Here is a 16,633-nt window from a genome sequence, read left to right as displayed (position 1 = left end):
TATATTCCTTCAGTGAAACAATCAAATTATAAGAACTTAATAAGAGCTAATTTTAAGAGAATCCAAAGAGGATTTATCAAAGTTTTATCAAGACAAAGCACTCTTTGAAATCTCAAAAAATTTTACCAATTAATCTTTACAGCAGGTTTTATTAGTCCTTGAGGTTTGTTTTTCATCATATCTAAAGATTGCTGGATAGCCTCTAAGCCTCCCTCTAGTCTATGAGTAATGATAGGTTTAACATCAAGCTTTTTGGTTTGTAAAAGACGCGCAAGTTTTTCCATTCTGTATCTTCCACCAGGAGTTAAGCCACCTTTTATGGTTTTATGTCCCATACCGACATTCCACGCCAAACGCGGGATAGTGATATGCTCTCCACTTCCTAAGTAATTTACATTAGAGACGATTCCACCATTTACCAAACATTCGCAAGCATCCCCGATAGTGCCAAGCCCACCTCCTGCAATGAGAACCTTATCTACACCTCTGCCTTTGGTTAATTCATTAATTTGCTCTTGAAAAGGAGCTTTTGTGAAGTTGATATAATGGGTGGCTCCATAGTGCTTGTTAGCAACTTCATATCTAAAATCCACACAATCAATCGCATAAATCTCACTTGCACCCATCAAATTCGCCCCCGCTGTCGCCATTAGCCCAACAGGACCCAAACCTACAACTGCCACACTCTCTCCGGGCAAAATCTCCGCATTTTCTGCACAATGAAACCCTGTGGTAATCATATCACATAGCATTACTGCATCGACTGGATCTACTCCTTCTGGCAAATGCGCAAGATTCCCATCGGCATCATTGACATGGAATCTCTCCGCAAAAACCCCATCTTTGAAGTTTGAAAACTTCCATCCTGATAACGCCCCACCACTATGTTGCGCAAATCCTCTTTGTGCGTTTTCTGCATTCCAATTAGGAGTAATGGCGGGAACTATGACCTTATCCCCCACTTTAAAATCCCTAACAAGCCCTCCTACCTCAACGACTTCTCCGACTGCTTCGTGTCCTAAAAACATATTGGTTCGCTCACCAATCCCGCCTTCATAGCAAGTATGTAAATCCGATGTGCAAGGAGCCACTGCAATAGGGCGAATAATCGCATCAAGGGGTCCCATTTCAAGTTTTTTGCCTGTGGTTACTTCCTCTAAATGATCTTTTTGGATGATTCCTACTGAACCAATGCTTAACATTGCAAAACCTTTAACACTCATATTGTCTCCTTAAAATATTTATTAAGCTATGTATTTAAAATACAAAGCATACAATCAAAACCAAATTGATCGATTTATTTTTATCTTTATGGGGCTAAAAATTGGCTTAAGGATGTCTAAATAAATAATCAATATGTTACCAATAGTAACTAATAAAACTCCTCATATCCTACACTTCCCAATCACTTACTAGAATGCAAACCAAAAGCCATATAATCCCTTAGCAAATATCATTAAAAACCTATACTCCATAATGTCTTTCTTATTGAAATATTTATGCTAATCAAATTTAACAGACAACCGCTAAAATTAAGTTACAATTGCAAAAAACAATAATGCTATTTAAGGGAGGAATGCAATGTTTGAAATGGAAATTCCAATTTTGCTTTTATTGTTTGCCGTAGCATTCATAGGAGGTTTTATAGATTCTATTGCCGGAGGTGGAGGTAGCATCACACTCCCCACCCTCTTATTTGCTGGAGTTTCTCCACTTGAAGCACTTGCTACTAACAAACTTCAAAGCTCTTTTGGTAGTTTTTCAGCTACAAGACATTTTTACAAAAAAGGCTATTTTAGCTTAAAGCAATGCCTCCCTTATGCTATTTTGGTATTTGTTTTTTCTGCTTTTGGAACTCTTAGTGTGCAATTTATTAACACAGACTTTCTCTCAAAATTCCTACCCTTTTTGATTATGCTTTTTGGCTTTTATTTTCTCTTCTCACCAAAAATTACAGAAGATAAAAGAGCTATGAAATTTCACAAAGGATACTTTTTGTTCGCCTTAGCTGGGATTGGCTTTTATGATGGATTTTTTGGACCAGGAACAGGCTCTTTTTTAATATTATCCCTTGTTACACTTGCAGGATTTGGTCTTACTCAATCCGTAGCACAAGCAAAGCTTTATAATTTTTCTACCAATCTTGCTTCTTTAGTCTTTTTTGCTCTTGGTGGAAATATGCTTTGGGGGATTGGCTTTATTATGGCAATTGGACAAATTATTGGAGCAAATCTAGGTTCAAGAGCAGCTATTAAATACGGCATTAAACTCATTAAACCACTTATTGTGATTGTTTCTTTTACAATGGCATTAAAATTATTTTACGAACAGCTAGACTAAGAAAGCTTAACCTTTAAATCTTAATACGTGATTGCAAAGCTCGAATAATAGAAAGCTGGTCTATGTTTTCTAAACTCACACCCGTAGGCACACCTTGAGCAATCTTGGTAAATTGTATCCCCAAATAAGAGAGTTTATCTTCTAAATATAACATCAAACTATCATTACCAAGTGTTGGACTTAAAGCAAAAATCACTTCTTTAATCTTATCTCTAAGAATCTTATTTTCTAAAGCTTTTAAATTAAGACTTTCTAAAGAAGTAATAACAAAATACTTGCCATTAAACTCTCCACTCTCCTCAAGCAAAAAAATCTCTCTAGGGTTGGCAACAATGCAAAGCTCTCCATTATTCCTTGTAGGCGTAGAACAAATCTCACAAACAGACTTAGAGCTAATCCCTAAGCATTCCTCACAAACACATAACTCACGCACACAGACTTCTATATTATGCGCTATTTGTAAAGCACTAAACTTATCCTCAAAGGCAAGGAAATACGCAAGTCTTGTAGCAGATTTTTTACCAATACTAGGCAATTTCTCTAATGATTCAATAAGCTTTGCAAAATTTTCAGGGATTGACTTCATACAAGAGAGTTTAGCTCAAAAACTTTTAATAACTAATAAAACTTATTTTCGTTACAATCCTAGACTTTATTTATGCTACTTAATTTTAGGAGTCCTCTTTGGAAGAATTTGACTATTATGAAATATTAGAAATATCGCGTAATGCCGATGGAAATGAAGTAAAAAAAGCTTATCGCAAAATGGCACTTAGATACCATCCTGATAGAAACCCTAATGATAAAGAAGCTGAAGAGATGTTTAAAAAAATCAATGAAGCCTACCAAATCTTAAGCGATAAAGAAAAACGACAAATTTATGACACTTATGGAAAAAAAGGTTTAGAGAGCAGTGGCTTTGGATTTTCTGATATGGAAGGGAGTATCTTTGATATCTTTAATTCTGTTTTTGGTGGAGGATTTAGCGGAGGATTCAATACACGCTCACAAAGGCAAGATAAATACCCTCGTGATTTAGGGATAGAGCTTCAACTAAGTTTTAATGAAGCCATTTTTGGTTGCAAAAAGGAAATTGAAATTCTGTATAAAAAGGCTTGTAATGCTTGTCAAGGAAGTGGGGCAAAAGATGGAAAAACAACAACTTGTGATGTCTGTAAAGGAAGCGGTAGGGAAAGCTTTTCGCAAGGTTTTATGACTTTTGCCCAAACTTGTTCTAAATGCCGTGGAAGCGGACAAATCATTGCGGATAAATGCGAAAAATGTAATGGAAGGGGCTATCAAGAAGAGAGTGAAAAGATTGAAGTTAATATCCCAGAGGGCGTAGATAACCACAATCAGATTCGAGTTGCAAAGCGCGGAAATATAATGCCAAATGGCAGTAGGGGCGATTTATATCTTGAAATCTCTGTGGAAGAAGATGAGCATTTTATCCGCCATCATAATGATGTTTATTTGGAAGTTCCGGTATTTTTCACACTTGTAATGTTAGGAGGGGTGATAAAAATACCTGCCCTAACCAAAGAATTAGAATTAAAAATACCCATAGGGGTAAAAGACAAGCAACAATTCATCTTTCACGGAGAAGGCATTAAAAGTGTTAATAGTGGTAGAAAAGGAAACTTTATTGTTGTCATTAATATTACCTATCCTACCAAGATTGATGAGAAACAAAAAGAAATGCTAAACTCCCTACACCAATCTTTTGGATATAAAGAATCCACCCCTATTAATTGCTTAGAAGGATTGGTAGATAAAGTTAAAAACTGGTTTAAATAATCCAAACTAAGGCTTTATAATGGCTCTATTGCTTATAGCCTCTGTTTATTAGAGGCAAAGCCATAAAGAAATAAACTAAAGACTTCATCAAAATAGCCATACTCTAAAGCACACTCAAAGAACCTAAAACAAGACTTACAGCACATCCGACAATAAGAACTAAATATTGAATAAAACGATTTTTCTTGGAATTAAAAAGCGTTATGATAAGCCCAGAGAGATAAAGGATAGCTATTGCCACACCAAAACCAACCGCTAAAATATTAAAATACCACTGCCCCTTTGACTTATGGAGCATAATAATATCCCCAACAAATGAACGTTTAAATGTCATAATATCATAAGTATCCTCTCCTAATTTTTTAATACCTGCAAAATAATGAACACTGCCTATGCGCAAATATCCCTTTTTATCTAATCTTGGCTCACTCTCTCTTGGGAGGGAAATCTTATTTGCCCTAAGATACTCTAACATTACTTGAATCTCTTCTCCTTGTGGGATAGTAGCCTTAATTGTATAGCTGTGTTTAGAAGCCCCACTATCTTCATCAACGCCAAAAATATACAATACACCCGTAAGTGCATACATCAAAGCCACAGGCAAGAAAAATAAACTAAGATAAATATGTATATTGCGAAACTGCTTTACCATTTGTAAATCCTCGTATTTGAATTTGAAAATACAATCATAATCACAAAATGTCAATTTTTTGTTAAAATAAAACTTTAATCTGAATTTAAAAGCTTAAGGGAAGAAAAATAAATGGACTTAAAGCCCAATATCGCCATCATAAGCACAGGAGGCACTATTACAGGTAGTGCAAATAGCATACTCTCGACAAAAGATTATGAAATAGGCAAAATAAGCATTCAAAACCTATTAAATTCTATCCCCATATTCCAAAGCATTGCCAATATCTCTTTAGAAGAAATAGTCCATATTGATAGTGCGAATATGAGTAATGCAATATGGATTGATTTAGCCCATAAAACCAATAATCTCTTAGAATCTCCCAACATTGATGGCGTTGTAATCACTCACGGGAGCGATACTTTAGAAGAAAGTGCTTATTTCTTACATCTAGTGATTAAAAGCCATAAACCTGTTGTCTTCACAGGAGCAATGAGACCCCCTAGTGCCACAGGAAGTGATGCTCTTAAAAATCTCTATAATGCTATTTCCCTAGCAGGGCATAAAGAAGCCTCTAATAAAGGAGTAATGGTGGTTATGAATGATAAAATTTATAGCGCAAGGGAAGTGAGCAAAACCCACACATTAAACCTTGAATCCTTTAGCGCACCAAACTCTGGAGCAATGGGATACATAGTAGATGGGGAAATATTTTTTCACACTATGCCGCTAAAATCTCATACCCAAGATACCCCTTTTAGCATCAAAGATTTACAAATATTGCCAAAAGTGGATATTGTTTATTCTTATTGCGATGATGGCTCTAAGGTTGCTGTGAAAGCCTTTTTAAAAGCAGGCTCTAAAGGCTTAGTTGTAGCAGGAAGCGGTGCAGGAAGTATCCATAAAGACCAAAAAGACTACTTAATACAGCTTTTACAAAAACAAGCAATAGTCATTGTTAAAAGCTCTCGGGTTGGAGCTGGATTAGTGCCTTTAACCCAAGAAGAACGCAAACAAGGTTTCATAAGTGCTAATAACCTAAACCCCCAAAAAGCGAGAGTGCTTTTAATGCTTGCCTTAACCAAAACTAAAGCTATTGATACTCTTAGAGAGTATTTTAAAAAATATTGAAATTTTTATTTTTATGCTATCATTTCTCAATAGACTAGAATAAAAGTAATGTATGCAAGATACCATCTCTAAAATAGATTCTTTTTCCTCCTTAAGAAAAGAACAATAAGGCTAGAAGAAATGCACACAAAACAAGCTGTATATCCAGAAGATAAGAAAAATATCATTCCAGCAGACTTATTTTTAGCAAGAGTTTCCATTGGAGACTTTAAGTCTAACTTAAGAGGCTTTAAGAAAATCCTCCCGCAATTAAAATTTGCGCATTCTAGCAATGCATCAAGTTAAAAGACTCCAATGACTGAATTTATCCATCTCTTAAAAGAAGGAATTCTTACAGATTCCAAGCTACCCTCCTCCTTTATGAATATTTTAGAAACTCTCAAAAAATTTGACGCCATTACGACCAAAAAACAACAATATCTCCTAAAAAAATCCTATTGCATCGGAAAAATAGAGCTTACCAAAGAAGGATATGGCTTTATCACTCCCTTGCCCAAAATCAATAACCAACCTGATTGGCTCATTGAAAAAAAGCTTTTAAAAAATGCCAACAAGGGGGATATAGCATTAGCAAAAATCCTTACAAAAACTCCACATAAGACTAAAGCAAAAGTCCTAACTATTTTGGAGAGAAAATGCCAAAATGTCATTGCTTATTTAGAAAAATACCAGCTTGATTGCATAGCTATCTCAATCCCCAATGAAATACCCTACAAAATCAAAGCTTCCCAAAAATCCCTTAAAATGCTACCAAAAGGCACACTTTTAAAGCTTAATCCTAAAAATGGCGAAATTTTAGAAATTTTAGGGACTTTAGAGGATTCAAATATTGATGAAGTACTTTCCTTAAGCCTTTATCAAAGGCAGGAATCTTTCTCTCTCCAAGCAGAGATACAGGCACAAAACACCAAAAAAGTAAAAATCCAAGACTTCAAAGAAAGAATTAATCTTACACATCTCCCCTTTTGCACCATAGACCCCAAAAATGCAAAAGACCACGATGATGCGATTTTTTATGATTCTCAATATTCCTTGCTTTATATAGCAATTGCTGATGTTAGCCATTATGTAACCCCTAATTCCCCTTTAGATATAGAAGCCAAAAACCGCTCCTTTAGTATTTATTTTCCTCATAAATCTATCCCTATGCTTCCCCCTGCCTTAAGCGAAAATCTTTGTTCTTTACAAGAAGGTAAAATACGGCTAGCTATGACTTTTAAGATTAGACTACATAAACGCACTAAAGCTATCTTACATACAGAACTTTTGCATTCCCTTATTAAAGTGAAACAAAAACTAAACTATGAAGAAGTTGATGAGCTTTTAGAAAGCAAACGAAGTTCTATTATCAAAACTCCTTTAAAGCCTATGTTATTAGAGCTTAATACTCTAGCGCAAACTTTACGCAAAAAACGATTACAAATTGGTTTTGATTTTTTAGGGGATTCTTTAGAATTAGAATTAGACAAAAATACGGAATTAAAATCTGCCCATTTAAAGTATCAAACACTCTCTCACCAACTTGTTGAAGAATGTATGCTCTTAGCCAATATACAAAGTGCAGAAATGCTTGAACAAAAAACCTCTCAAAAAGATTCTACTCTTGGAATTTATCGAATCCACCCAAAACCAAAACCCCAAAATATTAAAGCTCTATTTTTGGAATTAAAAATGCTTGGACTTTGGAAACATAATACAATACCAAAAACCACAGAAGCCTTTCACGAAGCCATCTTGAGAGTTCAAAAATCTGCTAAAAAAGCAAAATTAGCCATAGAAGTCGATAAACTTATCGTAAAATCTATGGAACAAGCTAGTTATGCAAGCCATAATATAGGACATTTTGGACTTGGCTTTAAAGCTTATAGCCATTTTACTTCCCCTATTCGTCGTTATAGTGATTTGCTCTTCCATAGAATCTTAAAAGAAAAAATCACACTAACACAAATGCCCTCTTCTAAAGAATCCCTACCCTCTCTTTGCGAAGATTTAAGCCAAAAAGAAAGAGAGGTAGCCAAAATAGAACAAGATTTTCAAGATAGAAAATTTGCTCGTTACCTCTTTAAACATATAGGACAAAGTTATGAGGGAATTATCCATAGCCAAAACAATCACATTCCCATTGTAACATTAAGTAGCCCTCCCCTAATAGGTGCTAAAGTTATCTCATTAAAGAATTGTGGGACAAAATACCAAAAAGTAAGGATTCAAATCCTAGAGGTTAATCTAGCTACTGCTAAGATTTATGGTAAAGTCGTAGAATATCTCAATGAGGAAAATAAACAATTACTTCATTATTTCTCACACAAATTACAGAATAAACCCCATAAATCACAGGCAAAACAAACAGCAAAACAATTAATAAAAAACATCAAAACCCATAAGAGAAAGAACAATGTATCAAAAAGAACTTGAAGTAAAACTTGCCAAAAACACTCTTATAAGAGCCATTCTACTTTATGGCGAAGATTCTTTTCTTATAGAATATTATGGAGAGAAAATCGCACAAAAACTTTTAGAACAAGATTGTGAAAAAAATAGTTTTTATTTTAATGATTTTGACTATGAATCTGCCCTATCTTGCCTCTCTCAAGGCTCTCTTTTTGGAGATTCTTCACTTGTGTGGGTTAAAATAGATAAAAAAATCCCCAAAAAACAGCTAGACTCTCTTTTAGCAACCCTACAAAAAACCCAAAGTGGGCATTTAGTCTTAGAATTTTATCAAGCTGATAACAAAACCCCTGCACAATATGCACAAGATTATAAAGCAATGTCTCAAAGCTTTAAAGGTGATAATTTTTTTGAAGTGCGTTTTTTTAAGCCTAATTTAAAAGAAAGCCTAAACATTTTACGCGAATTTGCCACAAAGTTTGAACTTAGAATTTCAGATTTTCTTTTAAAAAAGATTTTAGAGCAACAAAATTTCGATTTAAACCTAGCCCTTGCGGAGCTAAGAAAATATTGTATTTTTGATGAAGAAATTAATACACAAATTGTTGATTCCTTAGGCTATGGATTAGGAAATATTGCCTATGAAGAAATTTTAGAATTATTGCTTACAAAAAGACCCTATTATCAACATTTAGAACAATTTTTAGAGCAAGGTTTTGAGGAGGTTTCACTCATTAATGAAATCCAAAGATATTTCTTCACTCTTTTTTTATTTGCCTCCCATATTAAACTCTATGGAAATATAACCTCTGAAGAAGTCTTAGGCTATAAACTCCCTCAAGCCCTTTTAGATAAGAAAAAGAATCTTGCTATTCGCCTTAATGAATCCCAATACCAAAAAATATTTTATAGATTAAATAAATGGCGTGAAGAATCCATTAAAGGTAAAACTAAAGGCAATGGGTTTTTAAATGTTTTAATTAAAATTGAAGCAATTTTAAAATAGAATAAGCCCCTATCTAGTTATCTAGTTTATTCCTTGCTCTTTTAAAAGGGCAGAATCCAAAAGGAGTTTTATGCGTTTTTATGAAACTATGTTTGTGGTAAAACCCACTTTAACACAAGAAGAAATCACAACAAAAATCGATTTTTACAAAACAGCGATTTTAAATAATGGTGGAGAAATTAGTGCGACTTTGGATATGGGTATGCGAAATCTTGCCTATGAGATTAAAAAAAATAAACGCGGTTATTATTTCGTGATTTATTTCAAAGCCGAGCCTAAATTAGTCTTAGAGTTAGAACGTCTTTATCGCATTAATGAAGATATTTTACGATTTATTGTTATCAAATATGATAGCAAGAAAGAGCAAAAAGCGTGGGAGATTCTTGTTGATAGAGCTATTCACAACAAAAAACCTATGGGCTTAAAAGAATCCAAAGACAAAGAAGCCAAAGAGGAAAAAATTGAAGACAACAAAGAGCAATCCCATACAACAGAAGTTTAAAAGCTTATAAGGATTAGTATGTTTAATAAAGTCATTTTAGTGGGAAATTTAACCCGTGATGTGGAGTTAAGATATTTACCAAATGGTTCAGCATTAGCCAAATTAGGGTTAGCTACAAATCGTCGCTACAAAAAACAAGATGGCACACAAGGTGAAGAAACTTGTTTTATTGATGTGAATCTCTTTGGTAGAACCGCTGAAGTGGCAAATCAATATTTAAAAAGAGGTTCTCAAGTGCTTATAGAGGGTCGCTTAGTGTTAGAATCGTGGATGGATAGTAATGGGCAAAAAAGGAGTAGGCATAGCATTACAGCAGAAAGTATGCAAATGCTAGGGAGGTCGCAAAGCCCCAATGAAACCTATGGAAACAACCAAGAGGATAACTACACACCAGAATATACAGCACCAAGTAATTCTAATTACACACAACAAAAACCCCAAAACACAACAAAAGAACAAGAAATACCCGTCATAGATATTAATGATGAGGAAATACCATTTTAAAAGGATAAAATATGGCAGAAAAGAAAAGATATTCTAAAAGATATTGCAGATACACAGAAGCAAAAATTGATTTCATTGACTACAAAGATATTGATATGTTAAAGCATTCTTTATCAGAACGTTACAAGATTATGCCGCGTCGCTTAACAGGAAACTCCAAAAAATGGCAAGAGCGCGTGGAAGTGGCTATCAAACGCGCAAGACATATGGCACTTATCCCTTATATTGTAGATAGAAAAAAGGTTGTAGAAAATCCTTTTAAAATCTAATATCCCCCTAAAAGGGATAATGCTTTATAAACCTTCCTAAAGATTTATAAAGCATTATCTTAAGCTTTGGAGATTTTTATGCCTTTAGCAGTGAAGATTCTTTGTATTTTTATCTTTACCTTTTTAATCATTGCTTCTAACTACCTTGTGCAATTTCCACTCAATGATTTTCTTACCTATGGTGCTATTACCTATCCTTTCACTTTTTTATTATCAGATATATTAGCAGAACGTTACAATAAAGCAGAAGTATTAAAAATAGTCAGAATCGGCATATTATTGGCTTTCATTCCTTCTTTGTTTCTAGCAGAATTTAGGATTGCTATTGCTAGTATAATTGCTTTTTTCTGCTCCCAACAAATGGATGTTTATCTCTTTTATTGGATAAAGTCTAAATTCCCTAAAGTATGGTGGCTTAGGAGTGCTGGAAGCACGGCATTATCTCAATTCATTGATACAATAGTCTTTTTCCATATTGCCTTTTTGTTTGTTATGCCTTGGGACAATGTTTTAATGCTCATTCTTGGAGATTATGCCATAAAATTCATTTTTGCCTTTTCTAATACTCCGCTCTTTTATCTTTTTGCGATACGAATCCAGAATTTCTTAGGCATTATGCGCTAAATGAAAAAACGAAAAATTGTTTTCTTTGATAGAGACGGGGTTGTGAATTTAGAAGATTCTCCTTATGGTTATAAAATTGAAGAATTTTATTTCGCCCCTTATTTTATGGAGCTTTTTTTAAAACTCAAAGAACAAGATAGCCTATGCTTCCTAATTACCAACCAATCTGGAATCAACCGCAAAATTTTCACACAAGAAGACTTTCATCATCTAAGTGCCTATATGCAAAACTGCATTACCTCTTGCCTTATGATGCCCTTGCGTAAAAAGGGATTTATGCCAAAAAACATAGCCTTTGATGCAATCTACTTCTGTCCTCACACACCTAATGAAGTTTGCGAATGCAGAAAACCAAAAAGCGGTATGCTCTTACAAGCCCTTGATGATTTCAACCTCTCCTTAAAAGACTACCAAACCTATATCATTGGGGATAAAGATACGGATATGATTGCAGGGCTAAATGTAGGGATAGAGCATAGAATCTATATAGGAGAAGATTACGTCCCTAATGCAACACACCATATTCATTCTTTAGAAGAAGCATTAACTTTATTCTAAAAACTATAAGCCACAAATTCTAAACTCCCCCCCTTTATAAATTAATCTATTAAGAAATAAGCTACCTTATTCTATTGCCTTATTTTTGCAAGTAAGTAATTAACCCCCTAAATAATGCCTTTTAATCTCTGGATTATTAAGTATATTCTCCGCATTATCTTCTAAGGTAATTTGTCCATTTTCTAAGACATAAGCCCGATTAGCTATTTTTAGAGCCGCAAAGGCATTTTGTTCGACTAGCAAAAGAGTAATCCCATCATTCCTTAATTGAAGCAATATCTCAAAAAGCTCTCCTACAACCTTAGGGGCTAAACCCAAGCTAGGTTCATCAAGCATTAAAAGCTTAGGTTCACCCATTAAAGCCCTTGCAATAGCCAACATCTGTTGCTCTCCTCCACTCATAGTCCCCGCCATTTGCTTGTAACGTTCTTTCAATCGAGGAAAAAGCCCATACATTTTTTCTTTCATAACTACAAAATTCTCATCATTATAATAAGCACCCATTCTTAAGTTCTCATCAACACTCAAATTCATAAAAACCCTACGACCCTCAGGCACTAAGGCAATCCCCCTTTGGACAATCTTATGTGTTGGGATTCTTGTAATATCTACACCAAAAAACTGCACCTCCCCCTTAGTTTTCACACTATGCACAATGCCATTAAGCGTGGAAGACTTACCCGCACCATTACTGCCAACCAATGCAATGATTTCGTGTTCTTCTATATGAAAACTAATACCCTTTAAAGCGGCAATTAAACCATAATAAACCCTTAAACCCTTAACCCTTAGCATAATAATCTCCCAAATAAGCCGCAATAACTTCTGGATGATTAATAGCTTCTTGAGGTTTTCCACTAAATAATTTCTTGCCATAATCAAGCACCAAAACTTCAGAACAAAGTTTATTCACAAAAGGCATATCGTGTTCGATTAATAATACACTTAGCCCAAAATCTTTTTGCATTTTAATAATCAACTCACCCAATTCTTCTGTTTCCTTAGGATTCATCCCTGCTGCTGGTTCATCAAGCAAAAGCAATTGAGGTCTTGTTGCCAATGCTCTTGCAATTTCAACTTTTCTGCTATTTCCATAGCTTAGAGCATTAGCGTTTTGATAAATCTTATCACCAAGCCCTAAATATCCTAAAAGCTCTATCGCTTCTTTTTTGATTCTTCGCTCTTCTTTAAAAAATCTTCCAAAGCGAAATGCTGCTTCAAAAAAAGTATAATGCGCTGTATTATGCAATCCAATTAATACATTTTCTAAAACACTCATAGAATGAAAAAGCCGAATATTTTGAAAAGTTCTAGCAATCCCTAGCTTAACAATGCTATTAGGCTTACATTTAGAAATATCTTTACCTAAAAAAGTTATCTTCCCAGAAGTTGGTTTATAATTTGCCGTAATAATATTAAACATTGTTGTCTTACCCGCACCATTTGGACCAATAAGCCCAAAGACCTGATTTTTCTTAATACAAAAACTAACACCATCAATAGCCTTTAACCCACCAAATGCAATGCTGATATTTTCAAGCTTTAATAGATTTTCCATTTAAATACGCGTCTTTGCAAACATTTTAAAAGTATTTTTAGGGTTTAAATCCCATAACTCTTTTTTGCCCATAATCCCCTCTCTAGCAAAAAGCATAATGCCAAGCAAAATAAGCGAGAAGAAAACCATCCGAAGTCCCGGATAAGCACCAAAGTCTAACCCTCCAAACACCAAAGGAGCATCTAAAAATCTAAGCCACTCACCCCCTCCTACAACCAAAATAGCTCCCAAAATTGCACCTGTTGTGCTTCCAAGCCCACCCAAGACAATAATAATCAAAAGCTGAAAGGTTAATTCAAAACCAAATATTTTAGGATCAATAGTCGTAAGCCAAACCGCTAAAAGTCCGCCACCCACTCCTTCTAAAAATGCACTCGTACTAAAAGCAAAAGTTTTAATTTTAAAAGTATTAATCCCCATAGCAATAGCTGCATCTTCATCATCTCTGACAGCTTTCATAGCGCGTCCAAATTTAGAATATACAATCTGCAAAATTAAAATAGTAGATGCCACAGCAATAATACCACTCCAAAAAAGAATAGTAATATTAGTATTCTCAAAAGAATGTTTATAAATCATCCCAAAAAAAGATTGCAAAAACGGAGGAATATCAGAAGAAGCTAAAGCCTTTAAAACCTCTCCAATACCTGCAACTACGGAATCTGTATTATTAGGAATCTCATTTAATCCAATAGCACCATTAGTCCATTGCGGATTATTAATAGCTAAAATCTTAATAATAAAGCCAAAGCCTAAGGTTACAATGGCTAAATAATCACCCCTTACGCGAAAGACAGGAAAAGATAATAAAATAGCAATAATAGCAGCCACCACCCCGCTAACAAAAAGCGCAGGCAGTAATTCAGTATATAGGATTAAGACAAAAGGATGCGGATCGGCAAGCTGAAACATATCCAACTTCAAATCCTTATCTAAAAGCATTAATGCTGTAATATAAGCACCAATAGCCACAAATCCATTAGGCTCTAAAGAGAGCTGTCCTGTTACGCCATTAATAAGGTTATAACTAATAGCCAAAATAATAAAAATCAAAATATTATTAAAGATTCTTAAAGAATAATCATCTAGCAATACTTGTAAAGCAAATAAAATCACGATAGTGCCACTATAAAGTAACAAATGTATGCCCAATGTAGCCAAAGAATTATTGATAAAATTTTGCGCTCTATACATTAGCTCCCTTAAAATCTACTCTTTTCTAATCTCCAATCACCCATAATACCAATAGGGCGGAAAAGTAGAACCAAAATCAAAAACAAAAAAGCAAAGGCATCTTTATACCCACCAAGATCTGGAAAAATAGCAATCGCCATAACTTCACTAAAACCCAAAATAAACCCTCCAAGCATTGCTCCACCAACACTCCCAATCCCTCCTAATACCGCAGCAGCAAATGCCTTAAGACCAATTAAAACCCCCATAAGAGGATCGATAGTAGGATAAGAAATAGCATAGAAGATTCCCCCAATTCCTGCTAAAGTGCTACCAATAGCAAACACTAAGCCGATGATGGTATTCACATTAACACCCATTAAAGCAATGGTATGAATATCAAAGGCACTAGCACGAATAGCCATACCCTGCTTAGTGCGATAAAGAATACCAAGCAAAACCACGAGTAAAACTAAAGCCACAATGGGAACAATCAAGGTAATAATTGTGAAATTAAAACCCAAAAAATTAATAGTTTGAGAGAAAAAATCTGGTGCATCAAAAAATCTAGGAGTAGAGCCAAAAACAACATTAAAGAGGTTTTCTAAAAAGAAACTAACGCCAATAGCTGTGATTAACATAGAGATTCTAGGGGCATTCCGCAAAGGCACATAAGCAACTTTATCAATCAAAATGCCTAAAAATCCACACAATGCAATAGCAAAAATAGCAGAAACAAAAAAAGGCAATCCAAAGCTATTCATACCAAAAAAGCTTAGAAATGTCCCCACCATCATAATATCAGCGTGAGCAAAGTTAATAAGCCGCAGACAGCCATAAACCATAGTATAGCCTATGGCGATTAGAGCATACATACTACCTAAACTTAATCCATTAATACATTGTTGAAAAAAAGTTGCAATATCCAAAAGTTTCCCTATGGCTCAATGGTTGTCTTATAAATTAATTGACCATCTTTTACCTCATTAATAACTGCACTCCTTATAGCTTCTCCATTTTCTAAAGAAAACTTACCACTAACACCCTCATAATCTTGTATAAATTGAATCGTGCTATTAATACATATCCTATCTTTGCCTCCGCACTTCTCAATCGCCTCTAATGCGACACCATAAGCATCAGCAAACATAGCCGCAAAGCTACTTACAGGCTCATTATATTTTTCTTCATAAGCTTTAATAAAGGCAATCCCCTTAGGTGTCTGCACAGAGTTTGGAGAATAATAATCTGTTACCATATAGCCATCTCCTGCTTCCTTGGCTACTTCAAAAAACACTTTATTAGAAGCTAATCCATCCCCACCAATAGTTTGGACATTTAATCCAAGTTGTTTAGCTTGCACAGCAATCAATGCCCCCTCATTATAATAAATAGGGAGATATAAGACATCAGGATTTTTTGCCTTAATATTTGAAAGTTGCGCTCTAAAGTCTTTTGTTCCAGCTTGTGCGCTAGTTTCAATCACAATCTCTCCACCCAATTTTACGAATCGTCCCTTAAAAGACTTTGCTAAACCAATAGAATAATCACTGCTGTTATCAAGCAAAATAGCGGCTTTTCTAGCTCCTAATTCCCTAAAGGCTAAATTAGCAGCAATCAAACCTTGAAAGCTATCCGCAAAAGCGATTCTTGCGACAAACTTCTTGCCTTGAGTTACCCTACCATTAGTAGCGACAGGCGCAATAAGAGGCATCCTATTATCATTAGCAATCTTTACCATTGCCAAAGCATTGGTTGAAATCATCGGACCAATAACAACACTAATATCACCATCAGAAATAAGCTTTTGCATTGCATTAGCAGATTCAATCTTATCACTTTTGTTATCCACAAGGACAATTTCAATCTTATCACCATTTTTTGTTTTATTTTGTGTAGCATAAGCTAAATCAATCCCTCTTTTACCAAGCTCACCAAACCCACCAACAGCCCCACTAATAGGCAATATAACACCAATCTTAATGTTTTGAGCATTTGCCAATACTCCACAAATAGCGACAAACAATAAAAATAACTTTTTCATCAACGAATCCTTAGAAAAATTTACGAAAACTTTAATCAAACTTATCTTTAATCCTAATTAATTTATTCTTTAATTCAACGCCTTAATTTATGCTACAATACTAAG

At 34.7% G+C, this 16,633-nt stretch carries 19 protein-coding genes; 11 read left to right on the top strand and 8 right to left on the bottom strand.

Annotated elements, in window-relative coordinates; translation table 11 throughout:
- Positions 1–122 precede the first annotated feature (122 nt).
- Positions 123–1,223, bottom strand: a complete 1,101-nt coding sequence (locus C6H18_RS03545; RefSeq protein ID WP_104721737.1) for an NAD(P)-dependent alcohol dehydrogenase — start codon at positions 1,221–1,223, stop codon at positions 123–125.
- A 358-nt stretch (positions 1,224–1,581) separates the two neighbouring features.
- Between C6H18_RS03545 and C6H18_RS03540 the strand changes: the two genes are divergently transcribed.
- A complete protein-coding gene (locus C6H18_RS03540) occupies positions 1,582–2,340 on the top strand; it encodes a TSUP family transporter (RefSeq protein WP_104721736.1) in 759 nt (252 codons plus the stop codon).
- A 13-nt stretch (positions 2,341–2,353) separates the two neighbouring features.
- Here the strand turns inward: C6H18_RS03540 and recR are convergent, their stop codons facing one another.
- Entirely contained in the window at positions 2,354–2,926 is a 573-nt protein-coding gene (gene recR / locus C6H18_RS03535; RefSeq protein WP_104721735.1) for a recombination mediator RecR, read from the bottom strand.
- A gap of 98 nt (positions 2,927–3,024) precedes the next feature.
- On the opposite strand from recR, the gene dnaJ reads away from it, so the two are divergent.
- Positions 3,025–4,137, top strand: a complete 1,113-nt coding sequence (gene dnaJ, locus C6H18_RS03530) for a molecular chaperone DnaJ (protein WP_104721734.1) — start codon at positions 3,025–3,027, stop codon at positions 4,135–4,137.
- Between the two features lie 103 nt (positions 4,138–4,240).
- On the opposite strand, the gene C6H18_RS03525 is transcribed toward dnaJ, so the two are convergent.
- Complete coding sequence (locus C6H18_RS03525; RefSeq protein WP_104721733.1) at positions 4,241–4,789, bottom strand: hypothetical protein; 549 nt, start codon at positions 4,787–4,789, stop codon at positions 4,241–4,243.
- A 111-nt stretch (positions 4,790–4,900) separates the two neighbouring features.
- On the opposite strand from C6H18_RS03525, the gene C6H18_RS03520 reads away from it, so the two are divergent.
- The 9 genes from C6H18_RS03520 (at position 4,901) to C6H18_RS03485 (ending at position 11,753) form a co-directional block, all read left to right on the top strand.
- Positions 4,901–5,899 carry an asparaginase gene (locus C6H18_RS03520; RefSeq protein ID WP_104721732.1) on the top strand — a complete coding sequence of 333 codons (999 nt, stop codon included), beginning with the start codon at positions 4,901–4,903 and terminating at the stop codon, positions 5,897–5,899.
- Between the two features lie 120 nt (positions 5,900–6,019).
- The gene (locus C6H18_RS09400) at positions 6,020–6,184 is read left to right on the top strand and encodes a hypothetical protein (protein ID WP_158654857.1); all 165 of its coding nucleotides are present in this window, start codon (positions 6,020–6,022) and stop codon (positions 6,182–6,184) included.
- A gap of 9 nt (positions 6,185–6,193) precedes the next feature.
- Positions 6,194–8,314: an RNB domain-containing ribonuclease gene (locus tag C6H18_RS03515; protein WP_104721731.1), complete on the top strand. Its 2,121-nt coding sequence runs from the start codon at positions 6,194–6,196 to the stop codon at positions 8,312–8,314.
- The gene (locus C6H18_RS03510) at positions 8,295–9,296 is read left to right on the top strand and encodes a DNA polymerase III subunit delta (protein WP_104721730.1); all 1,002 of its coding nucleotides are present in this window, start codon (positions 8,295–8,297) and stop codon (positions 9,294–9,296) included. The genes C6H18_RS03515 and C6H18_RS03510 overlap by 20 nt, the downstream gene beginning before the upstream one ends.
- A 70-nt stretch (positions 9,297–9,366) precedes the next feature.
- Positions 9,367–9,798 carry a 30S ribosomal protein S6 gene (gene rpsF / locus C6H18_RS03505; protein ID WP_104721729.1) on the top strand — a complete coding sequence of 144 codons (432 nt, stop codon included), beginning with the start codon at positions 9,367–9,369 and terminating at the stop codon, positions 9,796–9,798.
- A gap of 18 nt (positions 9,799–9,816) precedes the next feature.
- Positions 9,817–10,302: a single-stranded DNA-binding protein gene (locus C6H18_RS03500; RefSeq protein ID WP_104721728.1), complete on the top strand. Its 486-nt coding sequence runs from the start codon at positions 9,817–9,819 to the stop codon at positions 10,300–10,302.
- Positions 10,303–10,313: 11 nt separating this feature from the next.
- A complete protein-coding gene (gene rpsR / locus C6H18_RS03495) occupies positions 10,314–10,571 on the top strand; it encodes a 30S ribosomal protein S18 (protein WP_104721727.1) in 258 nt (85 codons plus the stop codon).
- 78 nt (positions 10,572–10,649) lie between these two features.
- Positions 10,650–11,195 (top strand): queuosine precursor transporter, encoded by a 546-nt coding sequence (locus C6H18_RS03490; RefSeq protein ID WP_104721726.1) that lies wholly within the window; start codon positions 10,650–10,652, stop codon positions 11,193–11,195.
- Complete coding sequence (locus tag C6H18_RS03485; protein WP_104721725.1) at positions 11,196–11,753, top strand: D-glycero-alpha-D-manno-heptose-1,7-bisphosphate 7-phosphatase; 558 nt, start codon at positions 11,196–11,198, stop codon at positions 11,751–11,753.
- 99 nt (positions 11,754–11,852) lie between these two features.
- On the opposite strand, the gene C6H18_RS03480 is transcribed toward C6H18_RS03485, so the two are convergent.
- The 5 genes from C6H18_RS03480 to C6H18_RS03460 are packed head-to-tail and all read right to left on the bottom strand — an operon-like array spanning position 11,853 to position 16,528.
- Positions 11,853–12,548 carry an ABC transporter ATP-binding protein gene (locus C6H18_RS03480; RefSeq protein WP_104721724.1) on the bottom strand — a complete coding sequence of 232 codons (696 nt, stop codon included), beginning with the start codon at positions 12,546–12,548 and terminating at the stop codon, positions 11,853–11,855.
- Positions 12,535–13,311: an ABC transporter ATP-binding protein gene (locus C6H18_RS03475; protein WP_104721723.1), complete on the bottom strand. Its 777-nt coding sequence runs from the start codon at positions 13,309–13,311 to the stop codon at positions 12,535–12,537. The genes C6H18_RS03480 and C6H18_RS03475 overlap by 14 nt, the downstream gene beginning before the upstream one ends.
- Positions 13,312–14,505, bottom strand: a complete 1,194-nt coding sequence (locus C6H18_RS03470; RefSeq protein WP_104721722.1) for a branched-chain amino acid ABC transporter permease — start codon at positions 14,503–14,505, stop codon at positions 13,312–13,314.
- 8 nt (positions 14,506–14,513) lie between these two features.
- Positions 14,514–15,413: a branched-chain amino acid ABC transporter permease gene (locus C6H18_RS03465; protein WP_104721721.1), complete on the bottom strand. Its 900-nt coding sequence runs from the start codon at positions 15,411–15,413 to the stop codon at positions 14,514–14,516.
- Positions 15,414–15,421: 8 nt separating this feature from the next.
- On the bottom strand, positions 15,422–16,528 hold the full coding sequence (locus tag C6H18_RS03460; protein ID WP_104721720.1) for an ABC transporter substrate-binding protein: 1,107 nt from the start codon (positions 16,526–16,528) through the stop codon (positions 15,422–15,424).
- Positions 16,529–16,633: the final 105 nt, after the last annotated feature.

The organism is Helicobacter mesocricetorum (assembly GCF_900198605.1).
Classification (GTDB): domain Bacteria; phylum Campylobacterota; class Campylobacteria; order Campylobacterales; family Helicobacteraceae; genus Helicobacter_D; species Helicobacter_D mesocricetorum.
This window is presented reverse-complemented; position numbering and strand designations above follow the sequence as displayed.

Coding starts and splice junctions, on each gene's coding strand:
- C6H18_RS03545 (WP_104721737.1), bottom strand. CDS start 1,223: ATGAGTGTTAAAGGTTTTGCAATGTTAAGCATTGGTTCAGTAGGAATC.
- C6H18_RS03540 (WP_104721736.1), top strand. CDS start 1,582: ATGTTTGAAATGGAAATTCCAATTTTGCTTTTATTGTTTGCCGTAGCA.
- recR (WP_104721735.1), bottom strand. CDS start 2,926: ATGAAGTCAATCCCTGAAAATTTTGCAAAGCTTATTGAATCATTAGAG.
- C6H18_RS03525 (WP_104721733.1), bottom strand. CDS start 4,789: ATGGTAAAGCAGTTTCGCAATATACATATTTATCTTAGTTTATTTTTC.
- C6H18_RS03520 (WP_104721732.1), top strand. CDS start 4,901: ATGGACTTAAAGCCCAATATCGCCATCATAAGCACAGGAGGCACTATT.
- C6H18_RS09400 (WP_158654857.1), top strand. CDS start 6,020: ATGCACACAAAACAAGCTGTATATCCAGAAGATAAGAAAAATATCATT.
- C6H18_RS03515 (WP_104721731.1), top strand. CDS start 6,194: ATGACTGAATTTATCCATCTCTTAAAAGAAGGAATTCTTACAGATTCC.
- C6H18_RS03510 (WP_104721730.1), top strand. CDS start 8,295: ATGTATCAAAAAGAACTTGAAGTAAAACTTGCCAAAAACACTCTTATA.
- rpsF (WP_104721729.1), top strand. CDS start 9,367: ATGCGTTTTTATGAAACTATGTTTGTGGTAAAACCCACTTTAACACAA.
- C6H18_RS03500 (WP_104721728.1), top strand. CDS start 9,817: ATGTTTAATAAAGTCATTTTAGTGGGAAATTTAACCCGTGATGTGGAG.
- rpsR (WP_104721727.1), top strand. CDS start 10,314: ATGGCAGAAAAGAAAAGATATTCTAAAAGATATTGCAGATACACAGAA.
- C6H18_RS03490 (WP_104721726.1), top strand. CDS start 10,650: ATGCCTTTAGCAGTGAAGATTCTTTGTATTTTTATCTTTACCTTTTTA.
- C6H18_RS03485 (WP_104721725.1), top strand. CDS start 11,196: ATGAAAAAACGAAAAATTGTTTTCTTTGATAGAGACGGGGTTGTGAAT.
- C6H18_RS03480 (WP_104721724.1), bottom strand. CDS start 12,548: ATGCTAAGGGTTAAGGGTTTAAGGGTTTATTATGGTTTAATTGCCGCT.
- C6H18_RS03475 (WP_104721723.1), bottom strand. CDS start 13,311: ATGGAAAATCTATTAAAGCTTGAAAATATCAGCATTGCATTTGGTGGG.
- C6H18_RS03470 (WP_104721722.1), bottom strand. CDS start 14,505: ATGTATAGAGCGCAAAATTTTATCAATAATTCTTTGGCTACATTGGGC.
- C6H18_RS03460 (WP_104721720.1), bottom strand. CDS start 16,528: ATGAAAAAGTTATTTTTATTGTTTGTCGCTATTTGTGGAGTATTGGCA.